Consider the following 14,284-nt stretch of genomic DNA (forward strand, 5'->3'; position numbering starts at 1 on the left):
GCGTTGAACACCGAGGCGAACTCGGTGCCGGGAAGACCGGCCTTGATGTCGGCAAGCCCGGACAACGGGCCGAAAGCGAACAGGTAGGTCTGCACACCGTTCGCCATCGTGGCGTAACCATCACCGCCCGAGATCTGCTGGCACTTGACCGCGCCGTTGATGACGCCGGTCGACGTGGAGGTCTGTCCGGTGTAGGACGGCCCGGTGTAGGCGGGCTCCCCCGTACCTGGCGGCAGCGCCGTCGGATGCGCCGGCGTGGTCGGCGGGCATTGCACCCGGAACGACTGCCCGAACGAAGGAACTGCAAATAGCAGGAACAGCAGCGCGGCAACACTGCTGCGATAAGCGCGGGTACTGAACATATGACCTCCGTCCCAGGGGTCAGCCAGCGCCATACGCGCTGGACGTCATGCTCTACTGCGAATGCGGGCTGACTATGTTTCTACTTCAGCCCGTATGTGGATTCTGAACAAGAGCGACGTAGCCTGGGATGGGTCACCCCCCTACACTTGCAGTAGGGCAAACCCAGCGACGCTCCTCAGGTCAAATCGAAACGCTATTTCTTCGGGAGAGACAGCGATCGAACTCCATGTGCAGCGCAGCATTCCACTTTGCTTACATTGCGGGTCTTTACCCATACCGTTCGGCGAGGATTCCGACTTTCCTTTATGTCTATCGAGGCAAGAATGTGAAAACAGTCCCCGACTGGCGGGCACTGGAAAGTGCCGGGGTTACAACAGGTTGAGGGCAAGATGAGGTCCGCACCGTCGAGCTACTGCTCTTGAGATTTCCGGCCTCCCCATTGAATTGCCGAAGGATCACATCATGAACAAGCTAACTGCCACCATTCTCGCGAGTTGTGTAACGCTCGCAACCGCGGGCGCCTTCGCCGCCGATAGTCCGTCTAATGACCCGGTGTCAAAAGACGCAATGAGTCTGGAGACCACGGCAACCGAGCACGATGCGACGAGCGCCGACAGCATGGCCGAAGAAGGGATGAAGGAAGACGCGATGAGCCAGGACAGCGCGGCCAAAGATGGAACCAAGAACGACGAGGTGAAACAGTAGTTCACCTGGTAAGCGTGCGCCTCGGTGATGCCCCGTACAACCAGCCGGTCTCGACAGCCGCACGCACCTACTATGCTGCAGGATCAGGCAGAACGGTTCCAGAAACAGCGGGCTGGCGCGCTGAGCTTGCTGGATGCGCGCATCGATCATGTCGGGTACGCGGGATAGGTGCAGTTGCTTGAGGCAGCGTTCGATTTCCGGTCAAGCTCATGGCCATACATGGAAATCCCCGGCGGCTAGCTGAGGCACGCGGCTGGATGCTCTGATTGAAGATCTCGCTGGATTCGGTGGCAGGACGGATCAAGGGGGATCCAACGTGACGGACAACGCCAGTTGACGTCATGTACCGACCGCATGAGAGGTGAATAGGAAGACTGTCATGGACATCTTGGAAATCGCGGCAAACTTGGGAATGATAGTCACCCTCAACGATCGAATCGGCTCCGAGGAGTATCGGAGTGTGTACGGATCCATACAGGCACTGCAACGCTTTGCTGGTGCCCTGCTTGCCTCGGCAGCGAATGAAACCAGGGATACGCGTCCAGGCGTTCGGGCGAGCCAGCCATCAAGTGAGTAATGTCATGAAATCGTCCCGCCGTAGCTTCATCCTCATGACCGCTGGTTTTGCATCATCGTTGGCCCTTTCGCGCGGCGCGCTGGCGGATGCCGTGCCAGTCTCCGATTCGGATGCGACCGCGCAGGCGCTCGGCTACAACACCGATGCAACGAAAGCCGACAAAGCGAAATACCCTAAGTATCAGGCCGGCCAGGCTTGTTCGAATTGCCTGTTCTTTCAGGGAAAAGCCGACGACGCTGCGGGATCCTGTCAGATCTACGGTGGCAAGCAGGTCAACGCGAAAGGCTGGTGCAGCGCGTACACGAAAAAAGTGTGACGCGTGAATGTCCTCGTTTCGGACCGCCGCGCTGCCGCGGCACTGGGTTATCGCATGGTGGTCGCGCGGACCTGGGGACATGCGTTCGCCGCACGACGCCTTGGTTGATCACCGTGCCCTCCGCGCCGGCCAACGTATTGGTGGATCGGTTGGCCGCGACGGTTCCGGACGCGTATCCAAGCAATCCACCGTTGCGAACGTTGCAGTGCCGGGTCAAGGCGTGGCGCATCGAGCGCGCGAAAGAACTGATCCTGGGCGGGCTGCAAAAGTCCGCCGACATGCCAGCTGAAGTGTGAGAACAGCCGCGGAAAATTTAGAGGCCGAGGGGAGCCGGGCGCTTCGCGCGCGGCAAGCCATGAAAGAGATGAAGAAGAAGGCGAAACTACAACAATTCCTCGGGTAACATTCCTTCGTGGGACAACACGACCGGACATCCTGCTATCCACAGGGAGCCTTACGCAATGGATGCTGCCACTTATGCGCTTTCGCTCGGGGCCTCCAGCAAGCAACTCCGCGAGACGATCTCAATTTTCCTACGGGAGCGGCTCCAGTCCAAGCTGGACAAGCTCAAGGACGACGATACCGATCAGCGCGAGAAATTGCTGACGGACTTCCTGCCGGAAAACTGGATATCTGATGCGGCGCGCCGCGTCATTCAGATTCAGCAGGCGACACACGCACTCAAGTTCAGCCACCCTGATGCAAAGGGCTCAAGCTTGAGCGTTGCGGGGAACCCGCAGGCCGGCGAGCTCCACGTGGGCACCCATACCCTCGGCGGCACAATCGTGCCGGATGTAGTGGGCGGCGCCGCCGCTCTGGACGTCTACAAATTCCTGCGTCTGACCGTTGACGGCAGATCGCTACTCGAGCGTGCGATCGCCAACGACCCGGCTCTCGCCGCTGCGCTTTCCGACCATCCAGAGCATGCAAGGCAATGGATGGCGGCTTTCGCGTCATTAAGACAACCTAAAGGTCAACCCACCTCGCATGAGTTAGCCAAGCAGATCTATTGGCCGCTTGGTGGCGGTCAGTACCATCTTCTTGCGCCGCTTTTCCCAACCTCGCTTGCACATGTTGTCTGGAACACGCTTCGCGAGGATCGCTTTTCCGATGCCGCCAAAGCGGCTCGGGACGCGCGTCGGGCGAGCGTATCGCATCCTCAGGGTTATCGTGAATACCCTGATGTGGTCGTGCAGAAATTCGGCGGATCGAAACCACAGAACATTAGCCAGCTGAATAACGAGCGTCACGGGGAGAACTACCTCATGCCTTCCCTGCCCCCGTTGTGGCATCGCGAGCCAACACGCCCGCCACTGGGAATGACGAGTGTATTTCATCGTCTGTTCGGTCGTCGCCCGCGCGTCCGTGAAGTAACGCGCAGCCTGTGGGAAATTCGCGTGAGCGCTGAAAACGCAGATAGCAGTCTCCGGATTCGCATCAAGCGGGCCGAACTGGTTGGCTACGTCCGCGATGAGTTGCTGCAGTTCAGCGCAGAAATACACGAGCTTGAAGCGGGCTGGAGTCTGCTGCCTCACTGCCGTCTGAACGCGAATGAACAGTGCTGGCTCGACCCACGGCGGGCGGAGAGCGACGAAGTCTTTGCTTTCCTGCGTCGCCGCGGAGACTGGCGGGATGGCGTCTGCAGGCGCTTTGGCAACTGGTTGAATACAACGCTCACTACGCCCCGCACGCCAATGGGCCAAGCCGAGGCTGCGCATTGGGCAGACGTTCTTGAAAAAGAACTACGGATGATTCGTATGGAAATCGACATCGATGAATGAACCCGCTTCTCTCGTGGTCCTGCCACGTTTGCAGGTGCAAAACGCCAACGCCATCTCCGGCTCGATCTGTTGGGGCTTTCCGTCCCCCACCGCCTTTGTCGGCTTCGCCCATGCGCTTGAGCGCAAATTTTCCTCTGAACTGCGGGAAGGCTTTGGCGGAGTCGGAATCATCTGCCATCAGTTTCACCCGCAGGTTTGCCAGTCGCCGGGGCTGCGGACCCACGTTTTCCGCCTCAGGCGCAACCCAGCGGGAGAGAATGGCGACGCCACTGCGCTGGTTGAAGAGGGCCGCGCGCACATGGAAATCAGTCTAGTGATTGTGGTGAAAGACCATATGCCTGTCAGGAGCGGTGCGTATTTTGCGGAAGACCTGTTAGTGACGGCCCAAGGAATGCGTCTTGCGGGCGGAAGCATCCTCCCGACTCGCGACGGCGAGCGCTTTTCGGCGCAGTGGTGGCCACTCGCTAACAACCCAGAAGGTCAAGCCGAAGCATTCCGTAAGCTGCGCCGCCAACTACTGCCCGGTTTCGCGCTGGTGCAACGAGAGGACCTGTTGGCCGAGCGCTTGGCGGAAATACGTCTGCAGCACCCGGAGGGCAATGCGCTGGATGCACTGCTGGATTTGTGCCGGCTAAACATAGAGCCCGACAGACCCAGTCCTGATAAACCAGGAGAACAGCAATGGGGAGTTCGCAAAGAGCCCGGCTGGCTGGTGCCGTTACCGGTCGGCTACAGCGCGTTGTCACCGCTTTATGGGCCTGGCAAAGTCAGGAACGCGCGAGACGGCGTCACCCCGTTCCGCTTCGTCGAAGGTCTTTACTCGCTGGGCGAATGGGTCGGCCTCCACCGAATGGAAAACGTGCGGCAAATACTCTGGCATTCTGACACCGATCCCGATAACGGTATTTACCGCTGCATCAACCATTATTCAACCCCCTTCGCAATAGACTGATTGCGTTGGACAAGGAGGAATGAGATGGCAAAAAATGAACTGAAAACCGCCTCGGTGCTGGCGTTCGCCCGCAAACTGGACCCTTCGGATGCGTGTTTCACCGCCGGGCGCTGGAATGACCGCGAAAATGGCGACAAGTGGTCTCCCGTCGGCGTGAGAGAAAAGTCCGTGCGCGGCACCATTTCAGACCGGCGCGCCAGCAGGGATCAAGACCCGGCAAAGCTGGATGCGGCCATCCAGTCCCCGAACCTTCACACCGTCGATGTCGCAACCCTGCCGAACGATGTCGATACGCTGCGCGTCCGGTTTACTCTTCGCGTGCTCGGTGGCGCGGGAATGCCCTCAGCGTGCAATAACACCGACTACCATGAAAAATTACAAACTACTATCCAGCAGTATGTGGACCAGACCGGTTTTGCCGAACTGGCACGCCGCTATGCCGTCAACCTGGCCAATGGACGTTTCCTGTGGCGCAACCGGGTCGGTGCGGAGCAGATCGAGGTGCACGTTCGCCACTTGTCCCGAGGCAGTGCGAATAAGATCTGGATCTTTGATGCCCTGAGCTTTTCTCTACGTGATTTCGAGGTGCCGACCGATGCGGAACAGTCGCTGAAAGCGCTGGCGCTGGTGATTGAGCACAGCTTGGCTAGCAAAGCGTATGGGTTGCTAGAAGTCGTTGCCTACGCCCGAGTCGGCGACGGTCAAGAAGTCTTCCCTTCGCAGGAACTGATCCTCGACCGTGCTGACAAAAAAGGCCAGAAAAGCAAAACGCTGTACGCCGTCGGAGAGGTCGCTGGAATCCACAGTCAGAAGATCGGCAACGCTCTGCGCACCATAGATACCTGGTATCCGGATGACGGCGGCCCTCTCATCGGCCCGATCTCAGTCGAACCGTATGGCTCGGTAACATCGCAAGGAAAAGCCTACCGCCCGCCCCAACAGAAGATGGACTTCTACAGTCTGCTCGATAACTGGGTGCTCAAGGACAGCGCCCCGGATGAAGGAAATCAGCATTACGTGATGGCTACCCTGATTCGGGGTGGGGTATTCGGACAGAAGGACTAGTGGATGAACGCCTATCTTGAAATAAGCATACGGCCGGACCCGGAATTCATTCCAACCACTCTCATGAATATCCTGTTCGGCAAACTGCATCACGCGCTGGCCGCCCATGGGAGACGGAACATTGGCGTGAGCTTTCCGGACGTCAGGGAGAACAGCCGGTCGCTGGGCACGCGTCTGCGCATCCACGGCGATGCATCAAGCCTTCGCGCACTGACTATGTCCGGCTGCACGGCTGGACTGCTCGACCACATAGAGGTTGGGGAAATCACTCAGGTGCCGACCGATGCAAGGCATCGGGTCGTCAGGCGCGTTCAGGCCAAGAGCAGTCCTGAGCGACAGCGGCGCAGGTTGATGGCCCGAAAGGGAATTGATGCGGAAGTGGCACGGCAGACCATCCCGGACTGCGCGGCAGAGCGTCTTAACCTGCCCTACCTCATTCTGACAAGCAAGAGTACCGGCGAGCAGTTCCGCCTGTTCGTAGAACACCTGCCCATTCAGCAACAGGCAGTGGAGGGTGAGTTCAGCGCCTACGGCCTCAGCGCCATAGCGACAGTTCCGTGGTTTTGAACACTTTTCGCGACTATCATGTACCTCATTATAAATGACACACTTGCAAAACCCGTTGCGATTTTGGTCAGCGGATGCAATTGCGCCTTTCAGAAATCAGGCTGTTACAACCAAAGTTCTGTACTTCACTGCCGGACAGGCAGCTCAGAAAAGATAGGGGCTTATGTGCATTGCACGCCACCTTCACTGCCGGACAGGCAGCTCAGAAATTTGATGCCGGACAAATTGGCACCCACACCCATGGCTATCGCTCCGTCGTGATTGTTGTCGGGTAATTGACCCCGCCGCTGCCTGTCCGGCAGGAGGTCATCGGCCTTTCCGTGCAAATGATCGCGGTAGTCGCGCGGAGAGAGGGTTGCAGCAAGGCGCGGCAGGTCGGCGGCTTTCGCAACATCATCGCGAAGGCGACTGTATGCCGAAGCAGCGCTCGCCTGTTTCGTGGTGTCAAAGTTTATCGACGGCTCGCTATATCCCATCGCCGCATTGCTGTGCCGCTTCGGCGGCGAGATTTCACGCGATACGCTAGTCACGGCCGGTATCGTGCGTCAGGGTGAAGCCGATCATCGATCTGCCAGGCTATCACCTGCTGGATAGCGGTAAGCAACGGATCATTACCGTCGCGAATGGCGTTGACGCACGACGGGCGCCGAGAGAGCGTGCAAAAGTCGGGGAGATCCATTTCATCAGGACTCCATAGTCTACAGCATGTGTTGAAGTTCGTTGATTCCGCTAGCCGTGTCCACAGAGGCGCTAATGGATGTCCGCCATTTCCGCTAGCGCACCTGTCGACGCTCGACGCGCACTCACTGTCCGGCACGGACGATGAAGCGCAGTGCGAGAGTGCGGTTTCGGACATCCACCTGCGGAATGTAGAAGACCGCCGAGCAACACCTAAAGTGCCCTACAGTACGTCGCTTATCGTCTGCGCCCGAAGGCCAGAGGCGTCGTATGATCGCAGGAACGACTGTTGATATTTTCGACCGCCGCGGCCTTACCCCCGCTCACCTGTTGCGTGGCTCAACAGCCGCATTAGCGGAATTAAAGGACACTTTGGACGCGCTAGAAATTAACGAACATCAACAGCGGCCGACGACGCTATCAATCGGCTGACGTTGGCAAGTTCCGTCGCCGCCTTCCGCGCTGTCTTTGCACCTGCCAGCTTCTCCTGAACATAGGCTCCGATGGGGTCTGACGCGCCCGTTCCAGGTTGGCGGCGTTCGCCTGCCTGCTTCAGGATTTGCTGGCGGAGCTTGAGATTGTGTGGGATCAGGCGCCATGACCCTTGCACATCGAGCACACCGAGTTCAGCGCCATCGGACAGAAATGCCCGGACGCAACGCAGATCGTCCGTGTTCATATAGACGAGCAGCTGCTGGCCGATGAGGTGTGTACTTGTCGCCAGCACGCGGTTGGTGTAGCGGGCACCATGCAGATTGATGTGGGGACGCACGCCCTGGTCGAGATACGCCCGCACGCGACACCGCCGCGCCGACTGCATCAGGTAAAGGGTGCGACGGTGACGCTCGGCCAGCCACGTTACCGGCATCTGCTTGCCGCGCGCGAAATACCCGACCGCGTCAAGAGGCGTGACGTTGTTCAGGCCGCCGTGTGGCGTACCGGTGTAACTCGCGATGGCATACTCGACCAGCTCTTCAAGCTCCTCGAACGAGACGGGGTGCCCTTGAGATTCGGACTTTTTCGTTACCTAGGCCACCAGGTGGGGCGCTTCGAATATCGCTGATCGACCCACAAGCACCGCTAACGTTAAATCAGTGCAAGGCGGCTTTTAGCGTGGAATGAGACGATACCAGTCGCCGTTGCGTTGGTCTCTTTGGCTGGAGCGCCTCAGATCTGGGTCGCACAGCCTTTACGCCTCCCGATAGTTCAACACTCCGGTCGGTTACGGTCCAGTCAATCTCGCTTGCCTCGATGGGCGTCGCCGGCGTTGCCTTCCTCGCGCTCACCGTCAGACGGTTTGTCCGGCATATGCTCCGACTTGTCATGCGGCGATTTCTCCTTCGTGAACAGCCGCCGTCCGATTCGATCACCGATGCCCCGAAGAGAGGACCGCATGTACCAGGGCCACCAGGCAATGTGGTAGAACCAGAGGCAAGCTCCGCGGTATCCCCTGAGCCACTCAGGGCGGATTCCGTCTGTTGGGAAACCCTCCAGTGAGCGATGTCCAAGCGACATAACGCCAACCGTCATCCACGCGAACGCGATCAGCAGGGTTGGAAGCGACAGGAGGCAGGCCACAGCGAACAGGGCAAGCGGCAAACAGATCTCGAGTGTCGAACGCGTTCTCACGCCCTGTTCTCCCATTCAGAATCGAGCCGACTTTCAGCTTACTCCCGACCGGGACGTCCGCCATATATGGACCACAACGCGGGCAGCTCGGTGCAACCAGGCGCAATGGGAGCTACCGTTCGATCATCGATTCTTGAATGCGAAAACGGCAACGAGGACCGCAACAAGCACTGCAAGCCATGTCAAACTGGCGACAAGCTTGCTGAGCTTATCCACCAGTGCACTAATCGAATTCGCCTCGCTACCGGTTGTTTGCTGTTGCCCCTCGGGCGATCTCTCGCTGTGGTCGAGCGGACTGAAGCTGACTTTCCCGAAGTCGAGTGCGAGATGAACAACGTATCCGCTTGCTGTTTCCGGCGATTCCCCCGTGCTGTCTTCCTTGCCCGGCCGGAGGAACAGATACGCTTGCCCAGGGAAGTCAGCAAACACCTGCCTCGACGTATAAACGTTCCTCAGACACAGGCCGACCTTGACCGCAGCGAGTCGGCCGGCCTCAGCGCCCTCAATGAGCGCCTTCATGCTGCTTTCCGGCACGTGGCAAGACGCCCACCACTGATCGGGTTCCTGCATCTCCCGATCCGGGCGGTTATAGCCGAGCCTTGCAGTGCCCAGTGGGACGTCCGAGAAAGTTGTGCCGAGTGCGTCTTGCCATTCGCGAAGGCCATGCCGGTCTGCCGAACGGATTTCCCTGGCCGCAAAGGAGATCTGGACCATGCGCGTGCTGTTTCCGGGTTCGCCAATAATTGACAGGCGAACGTCATCGAAGGAAGCGGTCCCACGGACACAGGTAGTCAGGGTGGATTGCGTTTCTCCCTCTGCGGGTTCCAGTTGCTGAACGACCTGGAGATCCTGCAAGGTAAGCCAGAGTGAGCTTGCTGGGTAATACGTCGTTGCGTTGCCATCAGGCCCGACGTGCTCGAGCGAGTGGCCACTGCCCTCTCTCACACCAATTCCACGGCTCCCCTCGCGATAGGCCACGCGTACTTTTTCATCGAGGCGCGGATGGGCGCCCGCCGCGAGTTGCTCCGGATCACGAGGTGTCAGGTAAGTCCTTGCCGCGCCGTTCAGGCTATCCAGAATATCGCCACGCTGGCGGATCTCCACAATGAGCTGCCGCTCGCGATCTGTCGGTGCCGCACGGGTGCCTGACAGGATCTCGCCAAAACGATCTGCGAGTCGAAGTGCGTTGGGTGACGCGGTTTCGGGCACCCCTTTCGGAATCTGCCTCGCGGTAGGATCGGTGCCAGGCGGCTGCTGCGGATCAGCGACCGCCACAAGTGAAGGCAGTAGCCGGGTTAAGAGGCTCGCACAGAGGGGGAGTATTGGCAGGAATACACCGGCGAGAACCAGGTTGAATAGCGTGTGGAAATCCGCAACCACACGTGCGTTGTCCGGTTCCATGGTAACCATGAGGCGGCCGACTGGTCCGAGCGCCGCGAGGGCCGCCACAACGCCGATTAATCGCGTGAGCAGGTTTCCGACCGGAAGCCGCTTCGATGCGGGATCGTATGGTCCCGTGCCCGCCAGCACGGGGTTGATGGCGGTGCCGAGGTTCGCACCCATCACCAGTGCAAAAGCCGTATTGGGAGGAACCACGTTCCGCGCGCAAAGCGAGGTGATGAGCAGAACAGCCGCGACGTTCGAATCCGCGGCCCACGTCAAGCCCGCAGCGAGCAGAACATCGACGACCGGTACGGTGGAAGCAGCGCCCAACAGCATGCGCAGGCTGGGGGCATCCTCGTAATCGGTCATCAGCTCGAGCAGATGGTGCAGCGCGAGCAGCATCAGGCCCAGACCAATGAACATGCGTCCCAGGTCGTGTGCACGTGTGTTCGATACCTTGCGGAACATCAGCGCGCCGACAAGGATCAGGGCCGGCGAGACGGCGGCCGCGAGGTCGAATGACAGTACCTGCACGGTCAATGTCACGCCGACGTTTGCGCCAAGCATGACCGCAAGCGCCGGCACAAGCCCGACGCCCCCCTCAGCAGCGAAGCCCTCAATCATGAGTCCGGTCGTCGCGCTGCTTTGCAGTACCGCGGTCGTGCCCGTCCCGGCCAGGAAAGCCCGGAAGCCCCCGCGCAGCGACCTGCCGAGGAGTGACCGAAGACCGGCGCCGAATGCCCGGTGCATGCCGGTTTGGACCATCTGGGTGCCCAGCAGCAGCAGAGCAACGGAGCCAGCGAGATCGATCAGCGTGAACGTCGTTATCATGATTCGGACTCCTGGCGTCCAACCGTTGCCCATGCGACTTCGCCACTGCCCCGCCCCGCACTCCACTACCCCGGCGTGTGGTCAGCACGCCAAAGTTGCATAAGCAAAAAAGTGCCCGATCGCGTAGTGAGCCAGTCTAACGCGATATCTTCCCGACTGTTGGAGGGGAAAACAACAATTCTTCACGGATTCCCGGATTCGGCATCGGGGGCCCGTCGGTATTGCGCCTGTGAGACCGCTACGGGGTATTTTGGACAGGACTTACAATGCCCGATAAAGGTCTGCCGGCGTTACATCACCGCCGGTTTCGACTGATTCTCAAGAAATGAAGCGTGCAGGGAGAGAATGAAAGACAGAGCGACCGTGGTCTGCGTGCGGGAAAACCAGATTCTGCTGGTGGCCAGAGAACGATCAAGATGGGCGTTGCCTGGCGGGAGAATCCGTCGGGACGAGGCGCCCCTGGAAGCTGCGCGACGTGAACTGGTGGAAGAAACAACGCTTGTGGCTGATGATTTGACATACCTCTTTCAATTTACCGGTTTCAATACCTTGCACCATGTCTTTTTCGCTGACATCGCGCATCATGCAAGGGTGCAGCCCAGCAACGAAATCGCGAAGTGCAGGTGGTTTGCCCCGGTCAAGATAGCGACGCTTTCCGCCAGCATCCCCACTCGTGGAATCGTGGAGCTTTTCTTCCGGTATATCCGCACTCTGGAATCGGACAACGTCCAGCCGATTTCGCAGCAGGCGGAACAGGTGAGCCCATGAACCGCACTTATCACTATCACGGATTCGATGTTGAGGTGGCCGTCGAGGCTGACTTCAGCTGGCAGGTCGGACGCAGTGCGTTGTCCAGCGCGGGATATGTCGCGGTCGTGAGGATCTGCAAGGCCGGTGCCGCTCTTGCCGTTTTCTCGCCGTTGCGTTTTGGCGAATCGCAAGGCAAGCCATTTTTAAGCGAAGCTGATGCGCTCATGGGCGGCTATAGCGCGGGGCGACGTATCGTCGATGATTTGTTCAGTTCATGATACGCGTCTACGCCGCCCTGGAAACAAAGCCTTTCATCCACTGATGATTCAATAACGAGTGACTGCTGTGGGCGGGCGGATGATCCGTCGTTCGTCGACACCCCGCGACCATCTCTCGTTGGGCGAACCCGGAAGTTCGATGTCGAAGCGGTTTGGCCGAACCCAAGCCTGCTTCGAACTTCCGCAGTCGGCCCAAGGCGGGTGGCAGCATCCAGAGAACTGCCATCCCCCTGTTTCTTACATTGCCTTGCACCCACAAGAGCGCGCCCGTGCCAGGCGCACAAAAAAGCCAGGGCGGTGAAGCCCTGGCCGAGGGGATGCTGCTGGTTGAGAGGACCAGCGGAATCCGAGGGTGGCCACCGCGCCTGAGAGCGCCGCAGCCCAGTCTCAAGATATCGCCGTTTCAGCGTCGCGTGAATCAATGTTTACCGCCGTGGCATACGAAACTGCAACAGTAGCTATTGCGTAGGTGTTGCCAATGCGCGTTTCCTGATGAAACCCACGTGTCCATCCATTCAGGCAATGATGCGATCGACCTGGGTACCGCAACAACAGGGAAGGGAGCGCAGAAGTTCAATGCGGCGCGCTGCTCCGGTCTCGCCAGTCGTGCCGGTAATCCAGCTCTCTCAGCTGTCTCCGGCGCATTTGCTCCCGGTGATAGTGAGCGGCGACGAACACGGCTGCCATCACCAGCACGAATGAACCTACGACGATTGTCACTGTTTCGCTCATCGGAACCTCCATGGCTGCGCTCTCCGGTTCATTGCAGGTGCTGCCCTCCGTTGATCGCAATGTTGGCTCCAGTCACGAAGCCCGCTTCGCGCGAGCACAGGTACAGGACGAGTGCGGCGACTTCGTCGGGCTGTCCGAGCCGGCCGACCGGAATCTGCGGAATGATCTTCGTCTCGCGGAGCTCCTCGGGCACCGCCATCACCATCTTCGTCGCGATATAGCCGGGCGAGATCGTGTTGACGGTGACGCCTTTTTTCGCCACCTCAAGCGCCAGTGATTTCGTGAAGCCATGCATGCCGGCCTTCGCCGCGGCATAGTTGGTCTGACCGAACCCGCCCTTGGAGCCGATGATCGACGACACGTTGATGATGCGGCCCCAGCCACGCTCGACCATGCTGTCGCACACCGGCTTCGTCATGTTGAACACTGAGTCGAGGTTGGTCCGGATGACCGCGTCCCAATTGACCTTGTCGAGCTTCCTGAAGCTGGCGTCGCGCGTGATGCCGGCGTTGTTGATCAGGATGTCGACCGGTCCGACTTCCGCGCTGATTTGCGCCATGCATCGTTCGCACGAGTCGTAGTCGGCGACGTCGACCGCGTATGCGCGGAATTGTCGTCCCTGTGCCTCCATGCGTTCGAGCCACTCGTTCGCACCGGTGTTGCCCGGCGAACAGGTAACCACGACCGCATACCCGGCGTCGTGCAGCTTGATGCTGATCGCTTCGCCAAGTCCGCCCATTCCACCCGTCACCACCGCGATCTGCTTTGCCATCGAATCGTCCTCACAAAAGCTGGCGTCATGCTCATCTGGAGCAACACTGCCTTCAGTCCTGGAACTGGATGTACTGGAAGGCGGGATTCCCTATCCATAAGGAATCCTTCATATATTACAGAAACCATACCACGGGCATCGCTGCCCGCGCCAGTTCTAACGCTTCGCGCCCGCCGCTACGGGAGCCTGTCCGGAGTTGCTTCGCACGGCCTTTGACGCTGAAGCTGTGAGTGCATCAAAATTACTCCCGGCAACCTGCACGGCCTGTTGTCCCGTTTTCTGCAGCGTTTCGTACAGGGTCGTGGTGGCGGAAATCGCGGATTTCCACGCAGCAATCGCTGCTTCGGATCCTGCGGGAGCATTCTTCGCCGCGTCCTCGACGAGTGCCTGCACGCGACCGTTATACCGCTCGTAGTGCGCCTGTGCGAGCTGTGTGACCTCAGCCTGCGTGGTCGACGCGATGTCGAACACTTGCCGGCCATATGACATTGATTTTTCCGCGAAGGGTCCGGTGAAACCTGCTTGCAGCGCGAACCACTGCTGCGGGTCTGTCGTGCCGGGCACCTTCGTCACGTTCTCCTGCGCCTCGGCCAGCGTGGACCTGACGACCTGCAGGTTCAACGCGACCAGTTTTTCGACGCCTTCAAAGACCTTTCCGGTGAACCCGAAGAAAGCGTCGAGGTTGGCCTTCGCGGCAGCGACTTGCTCGGGACTCGATAGAATCATTGTTGAATTCCTCAAAATCCGGTCCGGCGCGCGAAACCCCGATCGAACGGATGTGTTGCGGCGGATCGTCATGATGGATAAATCGAAGTGCAAGGACGCCTGCCAGGCAGCGCGCGTCGCAAGGACTTCGGACGGTCGTTACATCAACAGGCACTGCAAACCAAACCCCAACTGAGAAC

Annotated in this window: 15 protein-coding genes and 2 pseudogenes; 9 read left to right on the plus strand and 8 right to left on the minus strand. The window is 59.3% G+C overall.

The features are described from left to right. Window positions 1-362: pseudogene (locus P3T25_RS27690) on the minus strand (multicopper oxidase domain-containing protein); the annotation flags it as partial. A gap of 463 nt (window positions 363-825) precedes the next feature. On the opposite strand from P3T25_RS27690, the gene P3T25_RS27695 reads away from it, so the two are divergent. The 7 genes from P3T25_RS27695 to cas6f all read left to right on the plus strand — a co-directional run bounded on the left by P3T25_RS27695 (window position 826) and on the right by cas6f (window position 6,326). Continuing rightward, the gene (locus P3T25_RS27695) at window positions 826-1,068 is read left to right on the plus strand and encodes a pentapeptide MXKDX repeat protein (RefSeq protein WP_429359872.1); all 243 of its coding nucleotides are present in this window, start codon (window positions 826-828) and stop codon (window positions 1,066-1,068) included. 581 nt (window positions 1,069-1,649) lie between these two features. Then, window positions 1,650-1,961, plus strand: coding sequence for a high-potential iron-sulfur protein (locus tag P3T25_RS27700; RefSeq protein ID WP_429359874.1), 312 nt, complete (start codon window positions 1,650-1,652; stop codon window positions 1,959-1,961). A gap of 104 nt (window positions 1,962-2,065) precedes the next feature. After that, the gene (locus P3T25_RS27705; protein WP_429359876.1) at window positions 2,066-2,257 is read left to right on the plus strand and encodes a hypothetical protein; all 192 of its coding nucleotides are present in this window, start codon (window positions 2,066-2,068) and stop codon (window positions 2,255-2,257) included. Window positions 2,258-2,422: 165 nt separating this feature from the next. Further along, entirely contained in the window at window positions 2,423-3,742 is a 1,320-nt protein-coding gene (gene csy1 / locus P3T25_RS27710) for a type I-F CRISPR-associated protein Csy1 (protein ID WP_429359878.1), read from the plus strand. After that, window positions 3,735-4,694, plus strand: a complete 960-nt coding sequence (gene csy2 / locus P3T25_RS27715; RefSeq protein ID WP_429359880.1) for a type I-F CRISPR-associated protein Csy2 — start codon at window positions 3,735-3,737, stop codon at window positions 4,692-4,694. The genes csy1 and csy2 overlap by 8 nt, the downstream gene beginning before the upstream one ends. Window positions 4,695-4,718: 24 nt before the next feature. After that, the gene (gene csy3, locus P3T25_RS27720; RefSeq protein WP_429359882.1) at window positions 4,719-5,759 is read left to right on the plus strand and encodes a type I-F CRISPR-associated protein Csy3; all 1,041 of its coding nucleotides are present in this window, start codon (window positions 4,719-4,721) and stop codon (window positions 5,757-5,759) included. A 3-nt stretch (window positions 5,760-5,762) separates the two neighbouring features. Further along, the gene (gene cas6f, locus P3T25_RS27725; protein WP_429359884.1) at window positions 5,763-6,326 is read left to right on the plus strand and encodes a type I-F CRISPR-associated endoribonuclease Cas6/Csy4; all 564 of its coding nucleotides are present in this window, start codon (window positions 5,763-5,765) and stop codon (window positions 6,324-6,326) included. Window positions 6,327-6,487: 161 nt separating this feature from the next. Here cas6f and P3T25_RS27730 read toward each other — a convergent pair whose 3' ends face one another. The 4 genes and pseudogenes from P3T25_RS27730 to P3T25_RS27745 form a co-directional block, all read right to left on the minus strand. Continuing rightward, window positions 6,488-6,802, minus strand: coding sequence for a hypothetical protein (locus P3T25_RS27730; RefSeq protein ID WP_429359886.1), 315 nt, complete (start codon window positions 6,800-6,802; stop codon window positions 6,488-6,490). A gap of 602 nt (window positions 6,803-7,404) precedes the next feature. Continuing rightward, window positions 7,405-7,998 (minus strand): annotated as a pseudogene (locus P3T25_RS27735) (integrase); the annotation flags it as partial. Between the two features lie 239 nt (window positions 7,999-8,237). After that, on the minus strand, window positions 8,238-8,603 hold the full coding sequence (locus P3T25_RS27740; RefSeq protein ID WP_429359888.1) for a hypothetical protein: 366 nt from the start codon (window positions 8,601-8,603) through the stop codon (window positions 8,238-8,240). 153 nt (window positions 8,604-8,756) lie between these two features. Then, a complete protein-coding gene (locus P3T25_RS27745) occupies window positions 8,757-10,847 on the minus strand; it encodes a Na/Pi cotransporter family protein (protein WP_429359890.1) in 2,091 nt (696 codons plus the stop codon). Window positions 10,848-11,192: 345 nt separating this feature from the next. Here P3T25_RS27745 and P3T25_RS27750 point away from each other — a divergent pair, with 345 nt between their 5' ends. Then, a complete protein-coding gene (locus P3T25_RS27750) occupies window positions 11,193-11,615 on the plus strand; it encodes an NUDIX hydrolase (protein ID WP_429359892.1) in 423 nt (140 codons plus the stop codon). Next, window positions 11,612-11,875 carry a hypothetical protein gene (locus P3T25_RS27755; protein WP_172170923.1) on the plus strand — a complete coding sequence of 88 codons (264 nt, stop codon included), beginning with the start codon at window positions 11,612-11,614 and terminating at the stop codon, window positions 11,873-11,875. Before P3T25_RS27750 ends, P3T25_RS27755 begins: the two co-directional genes overlap by 4 nt. A 573-nt stretch (window positions 11,876-12,448) precedes the next feature. On the opposite strand, the gene P3T25_RS27760 is transcribed toward P3T25_RS27755, so the two are convergent. The 3 genes from P3T25_RS27760 to P3T25_RS27770 form a co-directional block, all read right to left on the minus strand. Continuing rightward, complete coding sequence (locus tag P3T25_RS27760) at window positions 12,449-12,607, minus strand: hypothetical protein (protein WP_429359895.1); 159 nt, start codon at window positions 12,605-12,607, stop codon at window positions 12,449-12,451. A 28-nt stretch (window positions 12,608-12,635) separates the two neighbouring features. Beyond that, window positions 12,636-13,379 (minus strand): acetoacetyl-CoA reductase, encoded by a 744-nt coding sequence (phbB, locus tag P3T25_RS27765; protein WP_429359897.1) that lies wholly within the window; start codon window positions 13,377-13,379, stop codon window positions 12,636-12,638. Between the two features lie 156 nt (window positions 13,380-13,535). Beyond that, window positions 13,536-14,105: a phasin family protein gene (locus P3T25_RS27770; protein WP_429359899.1), complete on the minus strand. Its 570-nt coding sequence runs from the start codon at window positions 14,103-14,105 to the stop codon at window positions 13,536-13,538. Window positions 14,106-14,284 lie beyond the last annotated feature (179 nt).

The organism is Paraburkholderia sp. GAS32, from assembly GCF_050434225.1.
GTDB classification, from domain to species: domain Bacteria; phylum Pseudomonadota; class Gammaproteobacteria; order Burkholderiales; family Burkholderiaceae; genus Paraburkholderia; species Paraburkholderia madseniana.